At 56.5% G+C, this 20,350-nt stretch carries 19 protein-coding genes; 14 read left to right on the forward strand and 5 right to left on the reverse strand.

The genetic code is table 11. The features are described 5' to 3' along the window. Positions 1-102 precede the first annotated feature (102 nt). Complete coding sequence (locus ACQY6Y_RS03315) at positions 103-2,163, reverse strand: elongation factor G (RefSeq protein ID WP_428378892.1); 2,061 nt, start codon at positions 2,161-2,163, stop codon at positions 103-105. Positions 2,164-2,355: 192 nt separating this feature from the next. Then, positions 2,356-3,342 carry a lactate/malate family dehydrogenase gene (locus ACQY6Y_RS03320; RefSeq protein WP_428378893.1) on the reverse strand — a complete coding sequence of 329 codons (987 nt, stop codon included), beginning with the start codon at positions 3,340-3,342 and terminating at the stop codon, positions 2,356-2,358. 155 nt (positions 3,343-3,497) lie between these two features. On the opposite strand from ACQY6Y_RS03320, the gene rlmD reads away from it, so the two are divergent. The 8 genes from rlmD to ACQY6Y_RS03360 all read left to right on the forward strand — a co-directional run bounded on the left by rlmD (position 3,498) and on the right by ACQY6Y_RS03360 (position 12,026). After that, positions 3,498-4,961 (forward strand): 23S rRNA (uracil(1939)-C(5))-methyltransferase RlmD, encoded by a 1,464-nt coding sequence (gene rlmD, locus ACQY6Y_RS03325; RefSeq protein WP_428378894.1) that lies wholly within the window; start codon positions 3,498-3,500, stop codon positions 4,959-4,961. 1,167 nt (positions 4,962-6,128) lie between these two features. Further along, positions 6,129-6,350 (forward strand): helix-turn-helix transcriptional regulator, encoded by a 222-nt coding sequence (locus ACQY6Y_RS03330; RefSeq protein WP_428378895.1) that lies wholly within the window; start codon positions 6,129-6,131, stop codon positions 6,348-6,350. A gap of 108 nt (positions 6,351-6,458) precedes the next feature. Further along, positions 6,459-8,162, forward strand: coding sequence for a DNA primase family protein (locus tag ACQY6Y_RS03335; RefSeq protein ID WP_428378896.1), 1,704 nt, complete (start codon positions 6,459-6,461; stop codon positions 8,160-8,162). Positions 8,163-8,166: 4 nt separating this feature from the next. After that, complete coding sequence (locus tag ACQY6Y_RS03340) at positions 8,167-8,904, forward strand: hypothetical protein (RefSeq protein WP_428378897.1); 738 nt, start codon at positions 8,167-8,169, stop codon at positions 8,902-8,904. Positions 8,905-8,906: 2 nt separating this feature from the next. Beyond that, the gene (locus ACQY6Y_RS03345) at positions 8,907-9,380 is read left to right on the forward strand and encodes a GIY-YIG nuclease family protein (protein ID WP_428378899.1); all 474 of its coding nucleotides are present in this window, start codon (positions 8,907-8,909) and stop codon (positions 9,378-9,380) included. A gap of 27 nt (positions 9,381-9,407) precedes the next feature. Further along, positions 9,408-9,728: a hypothetical protein gene (locus ACQY6Y_RS03350; RefSeq protein WP_428378900.1), complete on the forward strand. Its 321-nt coding sequence runs from the start codon at positions 9,408-9,410 to the stop codon at positions 9,726-9,728. Between the two features lie 301 nt (positions 9,729-10,029). After that, complete coding sequence (gene mobC, locus ACQY6Y_RS03355; protein WP_428378901.1) at positions 10,030-10,488, forward strand: plasmid mobilization relaxosome protein MobC; 459 nt, start codon at positions 10,030-10,032, stop codon at positions 10,486-10,488. 44 nt (positions 10,489-10,532) lie between these two features. Then, on the forward strand, positions 10,533-12,026 hold the full coding sequence (locus ACQY6Y_RS03360) for a hypothetical protein (protein ID WP_428378902.1): 1,494 nt from the start codon (positions 10,533-10,535) through the stop codon (positions 12,024-12,026). A gap of 47 nt (positions 12,027-12,073) precedes the next feature. On the opposite strand, the gene ACQY6Y_RS03365 is transcribed toward ACQY6Y_RS03360, so the two are convergent. Further along, the gene (locus ACQY6Y_RS03365) at positions 12,074-12,352 is read right to left on the reverse strand and encodes a hypothetical protein (protein WP_013979606.1); all 279 of its coding nucleotides are present in this window, start codon (positions 12,350-12,352) and stop codon (positions 12,074-12,076) included. Then, entirely contained in the window at positions 12,345-12,692 is a 348-nt protein-coding gene (locus ACQY6Y_RS03370) for a cAMP-binding protein (protein ID WP_009609069.1), read from the reverse strand. Before ACQY6Y_RS03370 ends, ACQY6Y_RS03365 begins: the two co-directional genes overlap by 8 nt. 328 nt (positions 12,693-13,020) lie before the next feature. Between ACQY6Y_RS03370 and ACQY6Y_RS03375 the strand changes: the two genes are divergently transcribed. The 5 genes from ACQY6Y_RS03375 (at position 13,021) to ACQY6Y_RS03395 (ending at position 19,079) form a co-directional block, all read left to right on the forward strand. Then, on the forward strand, positions 13,021-13,578 hold the full coding sequence (locus ACQY6Y_RS03375) for a ParA family protein (RefSeq protein WP_417802218.1): 558 nt from the start codon (positions 13,021-13,023) through the stop codon (positions 13,576-13,578). Positions 13,579-13,668: 90 nt separating this feature from the next. Continuing rightward, positions 13,669-13,932: a hypothetical protein gene (locus tag ACQY6Y_RS03380; RefSeq protein ID WP_428378903.1), complete on the forward strand. Its 264-nt coding sequence runs from the start codon at positions 13,669-13,671 to the stop codon at positions 13,930-13,932. A 17-nt stretch (positions 13,933-13,949) separates the two neighbouring features. Then, a complete protein-coding gene (locus tag ACQY6Y_RS03385; protein ID WP_428378904.1) occupies positions 13,950-16,691 on the forward strand; it encodes a DUF4116 domain-containing protein in 2,742 nt (913 codons plus the stop codon). A 102-nt stretch (positions 16,692-16,793) separates the two neighbouring features. Continuing rightward, positions 16,794-17,294, forward strand: a complete 501-nt coding sequence (locus ACQY6Y_RS03390) for a hypothetical protein (protein WP_123833204.1) — start codon at positions 16,794-16,796, stop codon at positions 17,292-17,294. After that, positions 17,295-19,079, forward strand: a complete 1,785-nt coding sequence (locus tag ACQY6Y_RS03395) for a recombinase family protein (RefSeq protein ID WP_428378905.1) — start codon at positions 17,295-17,297, stop codon at positions 19,077-19,079. Positions 19,080-19,090: 11 nt separating this feature from the next. Here ACQY6Y_RS03395 and purN read toward each other — a convergent pair whose 3' ends face one another. Continuing rightward, positions 19,091-19,699, reverse strand: a complete 609-nt coding sequence (purN, locus tag ACQY6Y_RS03400; RefSeq protein ID WP_428378906.1) for a phosphoribosylglycinamide formyltransferase — start codon at positions 19,697-19,699, stop codon at positions 19,091-19,093. Between the two features lie 256 nt (positions 19,700-19,955). Here purN and ACQY6Y_RS03405 point away from each other — a divergent pair, with 256 nt between their 5' ends. Then, positions 19,956-20,315, forward strand: a complete 360-nt coding sequence (locus tag ACQY6Y_RS03405; RefSeq protein ID WP_428378907.1) for a winged helix-turn-helix transcriptional regulator — start codon at positions 19,956-19,958, stop codon at positions 20,313-20,315. Positions 20,316-20,350 lie beyond the last annotated feature (35 nt).

The following is a 20,350-nucleotide window of genomic DNA, read 5'->3' on the forward strand; positions in this document are numbered from 1 at the left end:
TTGCCTTAGTATAAAGCGACCAGGCACGCACGTCGCGTGGACCTGGTCGCTCACAAACGTTTCGCTATATATGCACAGGAGCACTATATCAGCGTCTTCAGACTACTTTCCACCTGCAGCGCGGCGCTCTGCATATTCATTGGCAAGGCGCTCTTGCACATTGTGAGGAACTTGCTCATAGCCTGAAATCTCAAGTGTAAATTCACCAGTACCACGGGACAGCGAACGCAGGCGTGTTGCGTAATCGGTAACTTCTGCCAGTGGAACCGTTGCCGAAATCTTGGTCTGGCCCTTATCAGTTGCATCCATACCTTCTACGCGTCCACGCGAAGCCGAAACATCACCCATGATGGATCCGGCATAGCTATCCGGAACGGTAATCTCCATGTGAGCCATAGGCTCAAGCAGCACTGGCTCGGCCTGTGCCACTGCCTTTTGGAAGCCGATGCGCGCCGCTGTCTTGAATGCCATCTCGTTGGAGTCGACCGGATGATACGAGCCATCATAAACAGCAACTTTGATATCAATCATGGGATAGCCGGCAAGCACACCTTCGCGCATGGTCTCTTGTACGCCCTTGTCGATGGCAGGAATAAAGCCGCGCGGAATGTGACCGCCTACGACCTCGTCGACAAATTCGTAGCCAGCACCAGGGTTTGGCTCCAGGCGCAGCCAGCAATCTCCGTACTGACCAGCACCGCCCGTCTGCTTCTTGTGGCGACCTTGTGCGCTTGCAGTTCTACGAATGGTCTCACGATAAGGAATACGCAGTGGCACCGTATGTGCTGTAATGCCTGAACGATCTTCCAAGCGATCGAGCAAAACGGAAACCTGTGCCTCACCAATAGCAGAAATAACGGTTTGTCCGGTTTCCTCATCATGCGTAACCGACATGGTGGGATCAGCATCGCAGCTCTTCTCAAGGAAGGTATAAAGCTTGTCTTCCGTTCCGCGCTTATCAGGCTCAATGGCAATACGATACAGAGAGTTGGGGAAGCGGAAAGCGGCTGCCTCAACCTTGCCGGTAACAGAGAGTGTATCGCCTGTCATGACGTCGAGCTTCGGCACAACTACGATATCGCCCGCTGAGGCGGAAGCCATATCGCTGGTCTCGCGACCACACATGAGATACAGGTGTGCCAAGCGCTCGGATTTGCGTGTGCGAGCACACACAAGCTCGAGACCAGGCTTAATAGTTCCGGCCAAGACTTTAATAAATGAGAGACGACCCATCTGCGGATCATTGAGCGATTTGAAGACAAATACAACAGGACGGTCATCGCCCGGATCGATATTGAGCTTTTCGCCATTGACCAGGGGTACCGGACCAAAGTCAACAGGCTCGGGGAAGTATTCAGCAACACTGTTCATGAAGGAAATAACGCCCTCTTCACGAACGCATGAGCCGGCAAATACCGGAATAAAAATGCGCTCGCAAATAGCCTTATGCATAAGGCCTTCCAGCTCTTCCTGAGTGAGCTGACCACCGTCGAGATACTTGAGCATAAGCTCATCATCGGCTTCAACAACAAGTTCGCACAGCTCATCGCGCGCCTGTTGTGCCATCTCGATATAGTCCTCAGGAATATCTTCGTCGACCGGTTTTCCATCCTCCAGATGACGCGCCTTCATATGGAGAATATCGATAACACCGCGGAAGTCTGGACCCACACCCCAAGGCAAGGTAACAACGCCCAGTCGGTTGCCAAAGCGCTCGCGCAAGCCATCAAGCACGTCGCTATATGGAGTCTCGCTTTTATCGATACGATTTACAAAGATGGCACGTGAAAGTGAAAGGTCTTCGGCGGCATACCAAAGACGAGTTGTGGTGGTTTGTGCACCCTCAGCAGCATCGACCATGAAGAGAGCTGTTTCACATGCGCTCATAGCCGCATATGCGTCGCCAACAAAATCGGGATAGCACGGAGCATCCAACACATTCAGTCGAACGCCGTTCCAGATAACCGGCGCAATTGAAGTCGAGATAGAAAACGAACGCTTGGTTTCTTGCTCGTCATAATCCAGCGTGGGCTTAGTCCCTGCATGGCCACCAAGGCGTGTTGTGCGTCCTGAAAGATGGAGCATTGCCTCGGCCAGCATGGTCTTGCCCACGCCACCTTGGCCGACGAGAACCACATTCTTTACTTTGCTTGTCTCACTCATGCATGCCTCCTCAGATGTTGGCTCGCACAAAACAATCGCTCTGTGCGAAGGGCACGATTGAACGAACATACGCATCGCGGTATTGCTCGCGTGACCTCACTCTACCCATGACGAGGCATATACATGACTACTTATCGGGCGGCGGAGGGTGCAGAGGCGGGAGGGCACATAAATCGGAGAGAAAAGCTGTATTTACAAATGGCTAAGCGCCGTATGAAATGCCTCCGCAAGCCACGGAATGCGCTCGATATTGTCTCGAATATGATCGCATGAAGCATGGAAAGCTTTCTGTTCGACCTCATTGAGATCGGGAGTGAGCACCATCTCGACTCCCTTTTCTCCGATCATACAAGGCAAGCTTGCAAAAACATTGTGCTCATGCAGCTCTCCCGTAAGAAGCGTGGAGCACGGAACAATAAGATGAGCATTAGAGCTTATGGCACGAACAAGCTGGGCAGCAATCATGGCGATGGCATACTCAGTGCATTGCTTTCCCGACATAGTGACATACCCACCATATCGCGCGTCTTTTTCCGTCTCAGCAAGATCAAACGAAAAAAGCTGGGGGGATTCTTGTGCCAAACTGTCTAACGATCTGCCCCCAATGTGTACTTGTGACCATGCGGCAAACTGAGAAAAGCCATGCTCTCCATACATATCTGCATTTATAGAACGCTGATCTACCTGGCATTTATTTGCAATTGCATGGCGCAGGCGCACAGAATCAAGCCCGGTGCCGGTACCGACCACACGACGAGGATCACATCCGGCAAGCGTCCAAACCTCGGCAGCTATAACATCGCAGGGATTTGAAATGGTAACCCACACACCATCAAAACCAGCTTTGGTAATACACTCAACATACGTGCGAACTATCTCAACGGTAACCTCAAGTTCACCGTCTCGATTTGTAAGAGAGGCGGTAATATCACCTGCCGCATTAACAATAATGTCGCACGCTGCAAGGCGTTCGTATGCCACCCCACAATTTATGATCGAACAATTTGTTGGATAGAGCGACATTGCATCAAGAAGATCTTGGACCTCAGAAGCCAAGCGTTTTTCGGCTATATCGCAAAGATACAGTTCATCTGCCAGTCCTTGCATAAGAAGGGCATTTGCGACATGTGCGCCAACATGACCAACACCAACAATGCCTATACGCCGTTTCTGTGTCATAGAGGTTCCTTCGTCCGTGCCATGAAAAGGGTTTCTCGCTAAGCTATTAAAACCAACGGTATTACCGTACCACGTCAGTATTCTGAACATGGCACAATAGCTGTAATCCATAGTGTGCTTGATGTTTTAACAAACCGTAAGAAAGGGATACCTCTATGGGCTACAAAACATATACCTGTCCCATTGCCCGTTCTTGCGGAGGTTGTGAATGGTTAGCGGTTCCTTACCCCATCCAGCTTAAAAGGAAACGCCAGGCAGTTGAAGACCTCTTTTCTGATTTGCCCGGATGGAACAAGGTGGAATTTCCTGACCCAGTTGGTATGAAAACACCTTTGGGGTATCGACATAAAGCCGCCACGCCCTTTGCTCCTGGAGCTCGGGGTAGTGTGCGTTCTGGATTTTATGCACGCGGTACCCATCGCATCGTGCCCTGCTCATCCTGTTTAGTAGAAGCACCAGGCGCCCGCAAAATACTAGGAGCCGTTGCGCGTATCGCAGGTGATCTGCGCATTCCTGCCTATGACGAAGATCGCGGTAGAGGTTTTTTGCGCCATGCTGTTGTGCGCGTAGGTTGGAAAACGAATGAATGCTTGCTTACGCTTGTTACCAATGGACGCGACATTCGCCATCCTAACGAGTTGCTCAGGCGTATTCGTAAGTTCGCCCCTCAGGTGACTGCTCTTGCACAAAACGTAAATACGCGTAAGACAAACGCCATCTTGGGACATGAAACGCATCCACTCTTTGGCAGGGGAAGAATGCGCGACAAACTTCTTGGGTGCGTCTTTGAGATGGGGCCAACATCCTTTTATCAGACAAATCCCGAACAAACAGAGCGCCTGTATTCACTTGCAATCGAAGGAGCACAGCTCAAGCCAGGCATGCGCTTGCTTGATGCCTATTGCGGCATTGGCACCATAGGCATCTGCGCTGCCCGTCTCCAACAGGACATTGAGGTAGTGGGTGTGGAGCAGGTTGATGGTGCTGTTGGAGATGCACGCACCAATGCTCGTCTCAATCATCTTGATGATCGCTGTCGCTTCTTACATGCTGATGCAACGGCATACATGCACGATGCTCGACAAGGACGTGAAGGGTTTGACGTTATCGTTATGGATCCTCCACGCGCGGGCTCAACGCCGGAATTCCTCGAAGGTGCAGCCCGTCTCGTTCCTGAGCGTATCGTATATATCTCTTGTAACCCAACAACGCAGCGCCGTGATATAGAGCTCTTGCTCAGCCACGGATACGTCTTGGAACGCCTTACCGTGGTGGATATGTTTCCCCACACTTCTCATGCAGAGACGGTTGCGGTTCTATCTCGGAAATCCGCAACGAAGACTTTCATCCCCGTGACCGTCAGCCCGAAGGACATGGGACTGGATGAGGCCAAGGCGCAACCGACGTACGAGAACATCCGAAAGTATGTGAAGGAGACGCACGGCCTGACCGTGAGCACCCTGAACATCGCGCAAATGAAGGTCGAGTGCGGACTGGAGATGGAGTGCGACCGCTCGGGCGGCAAGCAGCAGCCGAAGTGTCCGCCCGAGAAGCGCGAGGCGATTCTGGACGCGTTCCGACACTTCGGGATGATTGAGGATGATTCCTCGGAGGGATAGGACGCCGTATTTTGCGTTTTAAGATGTTTTAAGCCCGTTGGGGTACTCCGTACCCTGGCGGGCTTTTTCGTGCCTTAAAACGCCTCTGAGAGCGTCAGAGAGGCAAAGGCGGATGCAGGTGCGCATCTCGCTCTCGCTCGATGCTGGGATTGGCCGCCCTGCGGGCGGCTGGTTCGGGTCTTGGGTCTGGGTACAGCAGGGGGCAGGCATGTCCGATTTCGGGTTCTGACACACGGTTCTGACACACTATCGCGAAAAAATAGTGTGTCAGAACTTTCCCCAGTTTATCGGGGAGTACGGGAAGGTGGCCGATTTCTGACACACTTGCGAAAATTTTAGTGTGTCGGTACTTTTCCCGTGTTCATCGGGGAGTACAACCATCTGACACACTTGACACACCTTTTTTTTGAACTAATGCGCGCGAGAGAAAAAATAAGTATATAGATATATATAGGGAAAAAATTTCTCTGTACGCGTAGATTGGAAAAATAGTGTGTTTAGTGTGTCAAGCGTCCGAGGAAGCCGATAAATCCTACGAAAGTACCGACACACTATAAAAAATGGAAGTGTGTCAGAAAAACGGGCAATCGCTCGGGGAAGCCGATGAATGCGGGAAATCTCTGACACACTTCGAAGTGTGTCAAAGTGTGTCAGAGGTTCCCTCTCCTGCCGTGTACGGCCCTTCTTCTGCTTTCAGCTTCTTGGTGGCTCGTTCCACTTTCCAATCCGAGAGTGGAACGCAATGTTCCCCGTGTTTATCGGGGAGTAGAGGCGGATGTTCCACTTGTTCCACTTTTCGAACGCAGAGTGGAACATGGGCGCGCGCAATATTTTTTTCGGGCGATTTCCGCTCGTATACGAGTGGAAACAAGCCTCTGACCTGCGGAGACGGAATATCGGGTATTGCGTTAATCGAGTTAACGCTGTATAATACCAGTTGCATAGATAAATGGCTCAGCACCCGTCCCGTCTTTGATGCGGGGTTGCTACCGGGAATAGGAGCCGAGCGCTCGGTCAAATAGGTCGTGCGTCACGGGCGAAATAACGAACACGAAGCTCCCGTGGAAACCGAGATAGACAAGGCATGTTCTGCCTATGTCCTTCTTTGGTTTCCACGGGAGCTTTTTTGTTCTCGTGAAACGGATTCTGAACATGGAGGTGGCTGATATGGCTAAAGAACAGAAGAGGACGAAGGGGTCGAAACCCCGTTACATGACGACGTACGAAGCGGCGGAATTGCTCGGCCTGAGCGCCGGGACGCTCCGCGTCTGGCGTTGTCAAGGCAAAGGCCCGAGTTACTACAAGGTCGGCAATGCGGTCCGTTACAAGGTGGATGACCTTGAGGCGTGGAAGAGCGCCAACGTGAAGCGCATTGAGCTAACGAATTAAGGAGGTGTGAATATGGGCAAAAAAGAAAACCGCCCCGATGCCTGCACAGCTTCCGGGACGGCCTCTACCTGTGATTATGATAGCACGTCCGTTTACGCAGGTCAAGACATGACCGAGAACGAGCTGATTAGAACGGTCACAGAGGATTATCTGGCGGACATCGACGTGGACATATGCTCCGCTCCCGAACAGGTCGAGCGGGAGCTTCTGCAGGCGACCAACAACGCCATCGAGGCGTACAACCGGGGTCCCCGCGACCCGTCCGCGCCAGTCGGAGCGTCGCTGAAGGACGCCTATCCCGACCAGAAGACGGGAGACGCCCGCCTGCGCCTGCGCAAGCACTTGGACCCGTACCAGATTGCGCTGATTGTGCGCGAGCTGCATCACGCGGTGGGCATCCTCTGGAAGGATGCGGGCGACGACGGCAACTTCGACATCGGCGTCTACCAGACGTCCGGCGACAACGAGGGCACCTACGACGTCTCCGAGGACGGTCTGACGCGGCTCATCCGCAGCTACGACAGCGCGATTACGATTCGCGGCGTCTACGAGACGATTGCGGTTCTCCGTTCCGTGTGTCCGCACGTCGAGCGTTGTCATGACCGTGACCTTATCGCTGTGAACAACGGCGTATACGATTATGGGAGCAAGATGCTCCTCGGCTTTGACCCGGAGTTCGTGTTCACCGGCAAGGTGCGCGTAGACTTCGTTGAGAACGCCCCGAACCCCGTGATACATAACGACGAGGACGGCACCGACTGGGACGTCGTGTCCTGGATGGGCGAGCTGTCCGACGACGAGAGCATCGTACGGCTGCTGTGGCAGATTGTCGGAGCGGTTATCCGCCCCGGCGTCAGCTGGAACAAGAGCGCGTGGTTCTACTCCACGTCCGGCAACAACGGCAAGGGCACGCTGTGCTCCCTCATGCGCAACCTGCTGGGGCGCGGTTCCTGGGAGTCCATCTCGCTGAAGGACTTCTCTTCCCCGTTCATGCTGGAGCCGCTGATGCGCATTTCCGCCGTAATCACGGACGAGAACGACACGGGCACCTTCGTGGATGACGCGGCGGCGCTCAAGTCCATCATCACGGGGGACCCGTTCCAGCTGAACCGCAAGTTCAAGGAGCCGCGCACGGTCCTTTTCAAGGGGTTCATGGTCCAGTGCGTTAACGAGCTGCCGAGGCTCCGCGACAGGTCGGAGTCCATGTACCGCCGCCTGCTGGTCGTGCCGTTCGAGAAGCGTTTCGAGGGCAACGAGCGCAAGTACATCAAGGACGACTACCTGAAGCGCAAGGAGGTGCTGGAGTACGTGCTGTACCACCTGCTGGCGGAGACCGACTACTACGAGTTGGACGAGCCGCAGGCATGCACCGCGCTCCTGGACGAGTTCCGGGAGGTCAACGACCCCGTTCGCCAGTTCCTGGGCGACGTGCTGCCGGAGGCATCCTGGGACATCCTCTCGTGGCAGTTCGTCCACGACCTGTACCGCCACTGGTTCCAGAGGAACATCCCGTCCGGCAGGCCCGAGAGCCGTAAGGCGCTCATCGCTGACATCAAGCGCCTCCTGCCGGAGTGGCATGAGTGGTCGTACACCGACAACCCGGTGTTCGTGCCCGACGAGATGAGGGCGCAGCCCGAGCCGCTGATTGCCGAGTATGAGGTGACCGAGTGGATGAACAAGGCATATCGCGGTTCCGACCAGGGCCGTGTCTGCATGCCCGACCTGCCCGCCCGCGTGAGGGGTCTCGTGCGTACGGTGCCTCTCGGCTCGGGCGGTAGCAACGAAACAGATTCAGAGGACAAGGAGGAGTAAGAAAATGAGTGATTTGGTGGTAGCAACTTGGAATTGGGACGCGTTCATGAGGGGCTTCATGGCCTCCGGTGGGAGCGTTCTCATCGTGGTGATTGCGTTCGGCCTTGTCGGCGCGATTGCTTCAGTCGTCGGTCTTGTCCGTGGCGTTTCAAATCGACAGACGACGGCTATTGCGCTTGGCGGGGTCGCAATCGGTTGTGCGATTATCGGTCTGCTTTTCTTCCCACTCGGGCTTTGGACCGCGAGCGCGGTTTGCGGCCTGATGGCCTGCAAGCGGTCGAAGCAGCCTCGCACGCTGACGTACGAGGAGTTCAAGCAGCGCAAGGCGATGATACAGGACCCGGAGTACGCCGAGTACATGCGCATGGTGCATGGCGTCGAGGATACGAGCGGGATGACCGCCGAGCAGAAGTTCGACCGCAGCGTCGCGGCGAACCCTCTTATCGGCCTCTCTGAGGCTGAGTTCGCGAGGCTCAATCTGAAGGCGAAGCACGGCACCATGTCTCCTGCGGAACAGCAGATGTACAACGATTACATCCAGGCGAGCATGAGGAAGAACGGCGGCGAGGTTAAGCCGCCTATGTCGGACGGCAAGCTGGGAGCAATCGTTCTCGGGGTGATTGTCGTTGCCGTTTTGCTCTGGGCGGCGTTCGGGTCCATGGGACCGTCGACGGGCGGCAAGACGACCATTGAGAACTTGGGCAACGGAGCGATTTTGATGTACGGCAGTTTGGGGGTGTGAACATGGGCGATTTCTCGACTTTGTTTCTTGTCGCATGCTTCGTGTTGCTGATTTGTCTGTTCGTCGTGAGCAGCATTTACGAACAGCGCAGGCGGGAGGCGTGGCTTGCAGAAAAGCGAGCCATTGCAGAAGGCCACAGGCCTCTTTCGCCCGAGGGATTCTTCGAGCTGCGCAATAGTTACAAGGGGCATATGCAAGACTTTGACTTCATGGGCTGCTATGTGATTCACAACCTGACGAACGGCATGTACTACGTCGGACAGGCGACGCATGTGCCGCAGCGTGTGAACGCGCATTTCACTGGCAAAGGCAATGGCGACGTGTACGCGGACTATCGCTACGGCAATCAGTTCGAGATTTACATGGTGGACATCACAACGACAAATTATCGCCGTCTTGATGACCTTGAACGCGACCTGATTGCGACATATGACGCGTACAACCACGGTTACAACAAGACGCGTGGAAACAAATAGTTTTGATGATTAGAGGAGGTATCCGATATGGCAACGAAGAGGTTTGATGACGCGACCGAGAAGGCACGTGCGTTTGAGGCGAAGGCGAAGAAGCTGCGCCGCGAAGTGCAGGCCGCGAGGACGAAGGCATACGCTGACGCGCTCGTGACGGTTTTCCCGGAAGTGAAGGACATGGGTTCGGCGGAAGAGGTCCTTGATTTCGTCAAGGGGCTGAAGCCGAGCACCGGACACGGAACGCAGGATGCGCGCGCCGCTGGCGCTGCGGATTCCGCGTATGCCCAGACCGCAGAAGCTGGAGAGTCGTCGGAAGCGCACGGCGGCCTTTCCGGCTCGGGCTACCAGGGGTAGCCGTGCCGGGTTCCACCGAGGGATTCGGGTTCCATGTCGGACAGGGGAAGTCGTTCCCGTGTCCGACATGGGTAAGCCCATCTCGGTGGACAAAAGGCGGGGGTTCGAAGGGGACGGCGCAGCCGCCCCCTCGCAAGCTGACGAAGTAGGACAAATTGCGAATTTCGCAATTTGTACGTACGAAGTCAATGCTTGCTCTTTCCCCCTTTGCGCTCGGGCGTTGCGAAATTAGCCGAAAACGGCAGTTTGGATTGTCCGCCGCAGGCGGGCGTTTCGGATAGCAGCAAAGGAGGTGTTCCGCATGGCGGATATGTATGAGAAAAGAAGCGGGAAGGCGACGCGCCAGAAGCATGAAAAAGACCGCCGCGACAAGGTGGTCCAGGTGCGCATGAGCGACGCGGAGCTTTCCCTGCTGGATGAGAGGCGCGGGACGCGCTCCCGCTCCAATTTTCTGCGCGGCGCGCTGTACGGAAATCGTCACGCGTCGCAGAGTCGCGAGGTGGTTCTGGACGTCCCGGCGCTTGACCGTGTCCGAATTGAGCTGAACCGCATCGGCGTCAACGTGAACCAGATTGCACGTGCGCGCAACCAGCGCATGAGCGGTATGAGCATGTACGACGCGGTGCGCGAGGAGTTGAGGACGAAGGACGAGGCGGAAGCGTTCCGCGAGTTCCGCGATTCGGTGGACAAGCTCCGGGCGGAAGTCGAGGGGCTGCGTTTGGATTTGCAGGCGTACGCGGAGACGGGAGGTGATGTCTGATGTCAACGACGCATGTGCAGTCGCTTCCGAACGTGCGGGGACGCATGTCCTACACCGAGTTCGGCGAGGGCAAGCGCAGACGCGAGCATCTGGAAAACGGCACGGACCGCATCGCCGCGCAGATGGGTGACGCCGCCTCAAGGGAGGACTTCATTGTCTACTGCGAGGGGCAGAAGCACCGCCACCCGAACGCGGTCAACGAGGGCTACGAGGTGCGCATCTCGTGGGCGACCGACGAGCTGGACCCGAACAGGCCGGACGACATCCAGCGGGGCATGGAATATGCGTACACGCTGTGCCACGAGCTGGCGCCGGACTCCATGTGCTGGGTCACCATGCACGTGGACGGCGAGGGCGGATGCGTGCATGCCCACGCGACCATCGCGAACCACGATGCCCGTTCGGGCCAAGTCATCAACAAGGAGGACACCAGTCTGTACGCCCCGCGCGTGCAGGCGGTGAACGACAGGCTGAGCCGCGAGAACGGCTTCCAGGTGCTCGGGGCGGACAAGGAGATGTCCACATGGGCGCAGCGCCGCGACACATTCGCCTACGACTCTTTCGACCGCCGCCTCGGGGATAAGGTGGCGTACGCCCGCGACCGTTCCGACACGGTGGACGAGTTCAAGCGAAATCTTGAACTTGAGGGCGTCACGCTGAAGGAGACGGTCAAGACCGACAAGAAGACTGGGGAGGTCACCGCCGGATGGTCGTACAAGGCGGTCGATGAGTGGGGACCCAAGCGCCGCTCCCGCAAGCGTCGCGCCTCCAACCTCGCCGACGACCTGACCAAGGAAGGCGTCGAGGCGTACTTCGAGGAGAAGCAGAGGCAGGCGCAGGAGCAGGCCGCTGTACAGCCCGAGCCGGCAACCGTGCAGGAGCCTGCGCCCGAACAGGCTGTCGCGGCGGAACCGCAGCCGGATTCCCCGGCAGAGCCTTCATTCGACGTGTACGCCGTCAAGGAGTCCGACGTGGTTCAGATGGCGGGCGACCTCCAGAGGGCGCACATCGACCGCTGCCGCGAGAGCGGCGAGCCGTTCATGGGCGAGCGCTACGGGCAGCTCATGGAGGCGGCGCGCCACCCCGAGGAGCAGCTGGCGAAGCTGCAAGCCGAGGTGGACGCGGCGAGGCGCGAGTTCCACGCCTCCAAGGAGGCCCGCGACGCGCTCGACCACCCGTGCCCGAACCTGCTGGCCGGTGCATGGGTGTTCGCCAAGGCCGGGCGCGACGCCAAGGACCCCGTGTCCCGCATGATGGCGGACATGACGGCCATGATGATGCGCATGCTGCTTCAGCAGGCCATGGAGGAGCAGCGCCGCCGGGAGCGCGAAGCTGCGGAGAGGCGTCTGTACGAGTCCCGCAGGAACATGTGGGACGCCGAGAAGCGCCTCAAGGCGGCAGAGAGGGTGCTGTCCAACGAGGACGAGCGCGAGGCGCATCTGAAGCGCGAGCGCCTGCAGGAACGCGAGGACAAGGCGGCAAGGCGTGCCGGTGGCCGCGTGAAGTACGGGGCCGATGCGGACAAGCAGTACGAGTAACCGAAAAAGAAAAGGGAGCAGCGCGATGCTGCTCCCTTTCCTGTGGGTCAGTGGATTTCCGGCGCGGGCACGTAGTCCCAGCTGGTTCCGAAGTGGGTTATCCCCCAGACGTACAGCCCCAGCTCCGCGTCGTAGAACACCGGCTCGTCGGTGTGCTCCATGAGGAAGCTCGGGTCCTGGACGATGTACCACTGGAATATCTCGTCCCAGGGTGCCCAATCCCCGCTCACCGGCTCCAGCGGGCGGCTGGCTATCTCGTTGGCGAGCACCATGCCGCGGCAGGTCTCGGCCAGGTCGGCGTAGGTCTTGATGCCGTAGTCACTCATCGCGCCCCTCCTCCGCCTCCTCGATGTCCACGATGGCGTTCACGACGCACTGCCGCATGGAGCGCAGGGTCTCGCAGTCGATGCTCTCGGCGAGGATGTCTGCGTCCAGCACCACCTCGCCCAGGGCGTTCACGAACCGCCACTCCATCACGTTGTCGATGCGCTTCAGCACGTCCATGAGCGACGCGTGGTCCATGGCGGGCATGTCGCCGTCCGCCTTCGCCATGCGCTCCAGCTCCTTGGCCTTGGCCGCGCAGAGGCGCGAGGTGCGCTTCAGCACCTGGATGCGCCACATGACCTCCTCGTCCGTGCCGTGGAACCTCTTCCAGCCTTCGTTCATGTGCGGACCTCCTTTCTCTTCACGTGGGCACCCGATGCCGAAGGCATCCTTCAAGGGGGGCAGGCCCGCTAACGGCACGCGAAGAGACCTGCAGAAGGGCTTTTGACGGGTGTACGCGCAAGGGACGGAGGACGGCGGTTTTCGGCATCCGCTCGTTTACGAGGCGATGCGGGAAACGGGCCGTTCCGGGCGACGCGAGGAAGCCCGTTTCGAGACCACGAAAAGCCCAGCTGAAGCCCAGAAAGTGGCAGTTGAACTGCGCTTTTCGCGGGATTATAATTAAATATGGAAATGCGTAATTGATTAAATGTATAGCGAGGTGAGCGATATGAAGACGATTCTGGTGTGCAACCAGAAGGGCGGCGTGGGCAAGTCCCTGGTCGCCGACGAGATAGCATTCTCCTTCGAGCGCTCCGGCATCCCCGTGAGCTTCTACGACCTGGACGCCCAGGGCGGCACCCTGCACCGCACCCAAGAGGCGGACGGTGCCGAGGTCGCCGTGGTGGACACGCCGGGGGCGCTCCAGGAGGCGCTGTCGGAATGGCTGAGGGAGGCGGACGTGGTGGTCATCCCCACCCGCACCACGTCGAGGGACATCGAGCCGCTGATGCGCATGCGCAAGGCGGTGTTCAAGCACAGCCGGGCGAAGATTGTCTACGTGATGAACGGGTGGAACCGCTTCAAGGCGTCCCGCGACTTCATGGAGTGGTTCGAGGGGCTTGCGGGCGACCAGACGGTGGTCACGCTTCCCCAGTCCGAGGCGTTCGTGCAGGCGGGCGCTGCCGGCGTGTCCGTGGTCCAGTTCGACCGCAGGGGCAAGGCCGCGAGGGCGACGCGTGCCATGGTGGACACGGTGCGCGAGGCTGCGGGGTTCCCGAGAGAATAACCGCAGGTCAGAGCCGTGTTCCGTATGGACAAATCGAGACACAAGGTGTATAATTGTACAAATGCGTAAATGATTAAAGGAGGTCGAGCTATGGCGAACATGTTCGAGAAGTATGCTGCCGACCGCGAGGCCGAGCAGAAGAAGATAGAGCAGACGGTTTCTGAACCGGCGGCTGCGAAGCAGACAACGGTTTCGGCGGATTCTGTGCCCGCCGAGGACGAGAAGCGCACCACGCTCTCGCTGTCGCTCACGGTGAGCGACAAGAAGGCGCTGAAGATGATGGCTGCGGAGCGCGAGACGACGATTGCCGCGATTATCCACGAGTGGGTCGCGGAGCACGCTCGGAAGGATTAGTGAGGAGGTGAAGAGTTATGGGAGATGGCCTTGTTGTTCAAAAGTCAGGCCTGATAGAGCGCCTGGACAGTAAGCCGGGGGCAATAAGCAGCGATAATCCGTTCTACTGGTATATCCATTTGCAATCGCTCGGGAAACGGGCGCAGACGAAAGAGATGGTGGAAGAGGCCGTCAACGGCTTCAACGTCGATAATCACGCATATACGATTCTCAAAGTCATCGCGAAAAAGCATCTTACGCGCGAAGTGTGCGAGATTGCAGTGTGCAAGAACGGCTTGAATTTGAAGTATGTGCCCGAGCAGTATCGGGACATATCTATGTGCATGTCGGCGGTGCGAAGCGACGGTGGCGCTTTGCACGATGTTCCCACGCAGATACTGCTTGGAGACAAGGGCTACGAGATATGCCTCACAGCTGTCTGCAACGATTTCGAGGGCCAGACCCTTTCGTTTGTGCCTGATTGTTACTTGCGCGGAAAAGAGGGCAAAGCTCTTTGCGAAGCAGCCGTACGGGCGAACGGGTACGCACTCGAATATGTTCCGAAGCGCTTGATAACAAAAGAACTTGCTAGAGCTGCCATCGAGACTCCTTTCCCTGTCAAAGAGATTCTTTGGCCGGATGGTTCATGTTTGGCTCGGAGCGCTTATCGCAGCTATCGCCCGGTGCTGTCGCTCGTTCCTGAAAAGTGCATGTCAGAAGAGCTTGTCGCTCTGTCTGCCCGGCTCTACCCTGAGAGCCTGTCCTACGCGCCTTCTGAATTCGTTTCTCGGGACCTCTGCCTCGAATTGGTTGAGCGGGACCCCATGAATTTGCGGTATGTGCCCATGCCGGACAAGAAGTTGGTGGATTCCGCGCTTCAGGCCAATCCTCGGGCAATTCTAGCGGTTCCTGAGTCCATGCTGACGCTGAAACGCTGCCGTGACGCCTTGCGCAGGGACCCGACCATCCCTATTGAGAAGCTCCCCGAAAGCCACCGCAAGAAGCTGGAAAAGGAATTTCGGTCGGACGCTTTCGTAAAATATGAGCCGATTGCGCTCGAAACGCCTTCCGTTACCGATGATGAGACGCAGGCGATTTCGTGTTCGGATGAGCCGCATGCTTACGATTTATCGGTCGCCGATGGTTCGGCGGAGACGATTTACTACATATCCGATATCCACCTTGAGCATCAGCTCGTAAAGCAGCCTAACGACATCGTGAAGCTGTCTTTGCCTGAGATACAAGAGCGTATCGACAATAAGATTGCCGAGCTTCTGGCGTCTGTGTCGGATGCCCGCGGCACCTTGCTCATCGGCGGCGACGTGGCGGACAGCATTGAGTTGGAAGCCCTGTTCTACGAACGGCTTACTTCGTTCACTGAGCGTCATGAGCGCTGGTGGGGTCGTATTTTTGCCGTTCTGGGAAACCATGAGCTGTGGGACGGAGACCCTATGGGGTTCAAGCCCGCACGGCCGATTGATGAAATCATCGCTGATTATCGTCAGACGATGCCGCGCGGAGTCAAGCTGCTGGAAAACGAGCTGTTTATCGTTTACAAGGGGCTTTCCGGCAAGGTTCTGGATGAGAGCACGATTCTCGATGCAAGCGTTGAGGAGCTTGCCGAGGCATGCGCCAACTCAACGTTCCTCTTGCTCGGCGGCCTCGGATTTTCCGGGCTGAATCCGGTCTACAACGCTGAAATGGGATTGTACCGAGAAACCGTCTCGACGGAAGAGGACATTGCGCGGTCGAGGCGTTTTCGAGCCGTGTACGAGAAGGTTCTGGCAAGTGCGGGAAACCTGCCGGTAATTGTGCTGACGCATACGCAGATGGCGGACTGGTCTGATGCTCGATATAATCCGAAGTGGATTTATGTGAGCGGTCACACGCATCAGAATACGTTCTTGCTGCAACGTGATGGTGTTGCGGTCTTTTCTGACAACCAGGTCGGATACAAACCTCAATCCTGGCACCTTAACGGCTTTACGATTGATGTGCATGCGTACGACCCCTTCAAGGACTACCCGAACGGCATTCATCAGATTACGCGCGAGCAGTATGTTGAATTCAATCGCTGCCAGGGCATTATGATGCAGGGCATGAAGCACCCTGGTGACTTGTATGCGCTGAAGTACGACGGTGTGTACATGTTTGTGCTGGAGAGCGCCAGCAGTTTGTGCCTTTTGGAGGGCGGCAGACGACACAAGCTCGATTATGACATCAGCTATTATTACGAGAATCTTCCCGAGTATGTCAGGAAAGTGCGCAGTGCGTTCATGCCGTACCAGAAGGCCCTTTCGATGGTTTCTGACGAAGTGACGGCAATCGGCGGTTCTGGCGGCATTCATGGCTGCATCGTGGATATTGACTGGTTTAACCACATATATTTGAACCCGTTTGACGGCAAAGTGACTCCCTATTTTGCGTTGAATACGACCGACAAACTGGTGTTCAAGAACATAGAAGCGCTGCTTGAGTTCTCGCCGGTTCCCCCGCGATTGAGTAGTGGCGAATCAATGCTAATGCGTTATTTGGGCACGCCTTCTAGGGAAAAGAAGCTCCCTATACTCTCGCGTGCGTCGAGTAAGGAGTGGGAGCTTGCCGTTGTTCCGCAGGTCGTTTTAGATAGGTCGATGTACGAGCCGTCTCGCATCATGCGTTCGATTCAGTACATCTTTGACCAGAACGTGCTGCGGGTTTGGAACGATGCGATACTTGCTATCGACAATAATGACGACATACAGGCTTTGCCTGGCGCAAGCAAGTTGCTCGACTCGTGATTCTTGCAGCTATAAACCCGCTGTTCCGTGAGGGCGGCGGGCTTATAATTAAATGCGTATTTATATAATTGATTAACGTACGAAATGAAGGGAGGGGGTAACATGCAACACCCTGAATATCTGTACCACTACACCACGCTGGACTTCGTTCCCAAGATTCTCGAAGATGGCTTCCTGATGCTGACGCCAAGCAACCTAGTCAAGCCCAAGCGATACTGGAAGGAGCGCCGCGATGACGGCAATTACGACATCGTGAGCGACACCGATGACATCAAGCCCGTCGTATGGCTCACGCAGGAGGAGCTTGGTGCGAGCGACGACAGGGACAAGATTGCAATCGGCATGGCGGCGGGCGGGGTCAGAGCCGTCAACAAGATGACCGCCAAGTTCGTCATCCCGTGGAACGACAAGTACCAGTGGTGGCTCGACTGGCAGAAGAAGAACCGCATGAAGAAGAGCCAATATCGTATTTTCACGTCGCACGGAGAGCATTACGGCTCGTGGTACGTCTGCGAGGAGCAGATTCCCATGTCCGACGTGGAGGAGATTGTCAACAACCTGACCGGCGAGGTCATTTGGCGACGAGAAGGGGGCGGCGAATAGGTGGCACGAAAAAATCCCAAGAACCCAGATGCCACCCGTCCCCTCTCCTGCGTCCTTTACATCCGCGTATCGACCAAGCTCCAGGTCGAGAAGGGCGAGTCGATAGACGCCCAGCGATTCGAGCTGACCCGGTACGCCGAGATGCACGGCATGCGCGTGCTCGGGGAGTACGTGGACGCGGGCTTCTCCGGCAAGAACGTGCGCGGGAGGCCGCAGTTCCGGCAGATGCTCGATGACATCATCAAGGAGCAGCCGGGCAGGCGCCCGACGTACGTGCTCGTGTTCAAGCTGTCGCGCTTCGGGCGCAATGCCGCCGACACGTGGAACTCGCTCCAGATGCTCCAGGACTACGGCGTGGAGCTGTGCTGCGTCAAGGACGGCATCGACTCCGCCACGACGATGGGCAAGGCGATGCTTTCCATCGCCGCCGTGTTCGCTGAGATGGAGCGCGACAACATCCGCACCCAGACCATGAGCGGGCGCGAGGAGAAGGCCCGCAAGGGCTACTGGAACGGCGGGCAGGCCCCGTACGGCTACCGGCTTGTGGACCGGGGCGGTAAGTTCAAGGAGCTTGTGGTCGATGAGGACGAGGCGAAGGTCGTCCGCAAAATCTTCCAGATGTACGCCTACGAGAACAAGGGGCCGATGGCGATAGCGTCGTGGCTGAACAGGCACGGCGTCACGAAGGCCGCTCGCGGCAACGCGACCATGGAGACCTTCGGGAACACCACGATAGCGCGGATGGTCGTCAATCCCGTGTATATCGGCAAGATTGCCTACGGGCGCAGGCGCACCGAGGTCATCGAGGGCACGCGCGGCGAGACGCACGTGGTGAAGAGCGACGGGTACGAGGTCTACGACGGCAGGCACGAGGCAATCATCGACGAGGCGACCTGGGCGGCTGCCCAGGCAATCGTGGGCACCCGGAAGCCGAACGCCAAGAGGCACGACGACGGGCACGTGAACCTGCTGAACGGGCTGCTCGTGTGCCCGGAGTGCGGGCACAAGATGTCCTCGCACCCGAACCGGGGAAAGGTCAAGAAGGACGGTACGCGGGGAAAGACCACCTACGCGTACTACTGCCCGCACACGTCGAAGGCGCGTGGGGCGACCTGCACCTTCAGCCGCCAGTACCCGCAGGAGTACGTGGATGCCGAGGTCATAGAGATGGTGAAGCTGGCGTCGCGTTCGGACGCGTTCGTGGAGGCGCTGCGCCGCCGCATCAACGACGAGACCGACGTGGAGCAGCTGCGCGAGGACGCCGAGCGCATCGGGCGCGAGCAGGCGGCTAACGACAAGCGCATGCGCATGCTCATGAACCAGATTGACGCGCTTGACCCCGCCGACCGAAGCTATGAGCGCAAGTTCAGCGACCTGCAGAGGCGGCTGGATGACCTGTACGACCGCGATGCCGGTTTCCAGGAGGCGCTGGAGGAGACGCAGGCTAAAATAGCCGCTGCCGACAAGCGCAGGGTTGGCGAGCGCAAGCTGCTGGACGAGCTTGACCGCATCCCCGAGCTTCTGGAGGAAGCGGATGAGCAGACGCGCTTCGACATCGTGCACGAGGCGGTGAGCGAGGTCCGCATTCTGGCGGGTAGGAACCCGCGCAAGGAACGCGTGGTGCAGAGCGTCACGTTCAAGTGCCCGGTGCGCTTCTTCTGGGAGGAGGTTCCCGGCGAGGCGGATGGGTATACGGCGGTGACGCCCGACTCGTTTGATGCGGACGGGAATTTCCGAGATGACGAGACACACGTCGAAACGGTGGGGATTCTAAAGCGTCGATAACCTATCAAACACTAGGCGATAGATACCCGTCCGTCGGCATCAACCTGGACACGACCCTCAGCAAGCAGCTCGATAACCTGCGGATAAAGCACATGCTCAACCTCATGAATTGCTGCTTCAAGCTCGTCGCGCGTCATACCCTCTTCAATACGAACGGCCTCTTGAGCAATGATGGGACCATGACCACCGAGCGTTTCAAAACAAATAGTCACACCGGATATTTTCATTCCCCGTTCAAGATCACGAGCTATTACATCTTCACCAGGCTCACCAGGAAAAAGCGAAGGTACCGCACATAAAACCTTATATGGGAAAGAGAGAAGCAACCCTTCTTTTAGCGCAGGTTTATAGTCATCAACAATAATGTAGTCAGCTTTACACCGACGGAATTCTGCTGCTATCACTTGATCGGCAATGAGAGGGTCATCATAGAGTGCGTCGGAAAGTGAGAGTGTTTGAATACCCTTTTCTTCTGCGCGCGCCAAGCCTGTTGCGCTAGCGTTACTGCTGATTACTAGTACGATAGAGCACTCATTGTTCAGCTTTTTAGCTATTGCTTGAAGATTATCTCCTACGCCAGAGATCAAAACACCAAAACGCAAGACAGATATCTGTTGCATGGATTTTTGCATTAATCCATCATTTGGTAAATCGCTGATAGGGCTACTAATCACACCGTTTAGACCCATTGCTTCTCCAGTCATTAACCAAATTCATTTCGTTACCCACTCATAACTTCCTGAATTTTAATATCCTAGTACGGGTAAAAAAGTATCTTATGATGTGTACCCATAAAACCAGACGCCATTTTGTATGAACAATTCAAAGTGCTCTGCAATATCGCAGACTCAAGCTGTCCAGCGGAAGGGAGGCCTTATGGACACACAATTTGATGAGTCAGATCTCGATTGCATGTTTTATACATGCACAACCTTCTTTGCACATCGCTGGCAGCTCTCCATCCTTATGTATTTATTTACAGGTCCAAAGCATTTTGGAGAGATTCTGAGATATCACAAGGGACTCAGTAAGAAGGTTCTTGCTTCTATCCTCAAAAAGATGGAACAGAAAGGGATTGTTTCAAAAACAACCTACTACGAAGGCGCTATTCAACGCTCAAGGTATGAACTTACCGAACGAGGGCTTGAGCTTGAGCCTATTCTTAATGAGATTTGTTCGTGGGGGCGAAAATATTCGCCTTCAGAGCTTAAACCGCACAAGCCTCAAACAAAATAAAATTCCCCCTAATTGTTTGATTCAATTAGGGGGAG

Origin of the sequence: Olsenella sp. Marseille-QA0557 (assembly GCF_965119725.1) — a bacterium.
GTDB lineage: Bacteria > Actinomycetota > Coriobacteriia > Coriobacteriales > Atopobiaceae > Coprovicinus > Coprovicinus avistercoris.

Bases quoted from the DNA above. Each gene is read 5' to 3' on its own strand.
- ACQY6Y_RS03315 (WP_428378892.1), bottom strand. From the start codon at position 2,163: ATGAGTGAGACAAGCAAAGTAAAGAATGTGGTTCTCGTCGGCCAAGGT.
- ACQY6Y_RS03320 (WP_428378893.1), bottom strand. From the start codon at position 3,342: ATGACACAGAAACGGCGTATAGGCATTGTTGGTGTTGGTCATGTTGGC.
- rlmD (WP_428378894.1), top strand. From the start codon at position 3,498: ATGGGCTACAAAACATATACCTGTCCCATTGCCCGTTCTTGCGGAGGT.
- ACQY6Y_RS03330 (WP_428378895.1), top strand. From the start codon at position 6,129: ATGGCTAAAGAACAGAAGAGGACGAAGGGGTCGAAACCCCGTTACATG.
- ACQY6Y_RS03335 (WP_428378896.1), top strand. From the start codon at position 6,459: ATGACCGAGAACGAGCTGATTAGAACGGTCACAGAGGATTATCTGGCG.
- ACQY6Y_RS03340 (WP_428378897.1), top strand. From the start codon at position 8,167: ATGAGTGATTTGGTGGTAGCAACTTGGAATTGGGACGCGTTCATGAGG.
- ACQY6Y_RS03345 (WP_428378899.1), top strand. From the start codon at position 8,907: ATGGGCGATTTCTCGACTTTGTTTCTTGTCGCATGCTTCGTGTTGCTG.
- ACQY6Y_RS03350 (WP_428378900.1), top strand. From the start codon at position 9,408: ATGGCAACGAAGAGGTTTGATGACGCGACCGAGAAGGCACGTGCGTTT.
- mobC (WP_428378901.1), top strand. From the start codon at position 10,030: ATGGCGGATATGTATGAGAAAAGAAGCGGGAAGGCGACGCGCCAGAAG.
- ACQY6Y_RS03360 (WP_428378902.1), top strand. From the start codon at position 10,533: ATGTCCTACACCGAGTTCGGCGAGGGCAAGCGCAGACGCGAGCATCTG.
- ACQY6Y_RS03365 (WP_013979606.1), bottom strand. From the start codon at position 12,352: ATGAGTGACTACGGCATCAAGACCTACGCCGACCTGGCCGAGACCTGC.
- ACQY6Y_RS03370 (WP_009609069.1), bottom strand. From the start codon at position 12,692: ATGAACGAAGGCTGGAAGAGGTTCCACGGCACGGACGAGGAGGTCATG.
- ACQY6Y_RS03375 (WP_417802218.1), top strand. From the start codon at position 13,021: ATGAAGACGATTCTGGTGTGCAACCAGAAGGGCGGCGTGGGCAAGTCC.
- ACQY6Y_RS03380 (WP_428378903.1), top strand. From the start codon at position 13,669: ATGGCGAACATGTTCGAGAAGTATGCTGCCGACCGCGAGGCCGAGCAG.
- ACQY6Y_RS03385 (WP_428378904.1), top strand. From the start codon at position 13,950: ATGGGAGATGGCCTTGTTGTTCAAAAGTCAGGCCTGATAGAGCGCCTG.
- ACQY6Y_RS03390 (WP_123833204.1), top strand. From the start codon at position 16,794: ATGCAACACCCTGAATATCTGTACCACTACACCACGCTGGACTTCGTT.
- purN (WP_428378906.1), bottom strand. From the start codon at position 19,699: ATGCAACAGATATCTGTCTTGCGTTTTGGTGTTTTGATCTCTGGCGTA.
- ACQY6Y_RS03405 (WP_428378907.1), top strand. From the start codon at position 19,956: ATGGACACACAATTTGATGAGTCAGATCTCGATTGCATGTTTTATACA.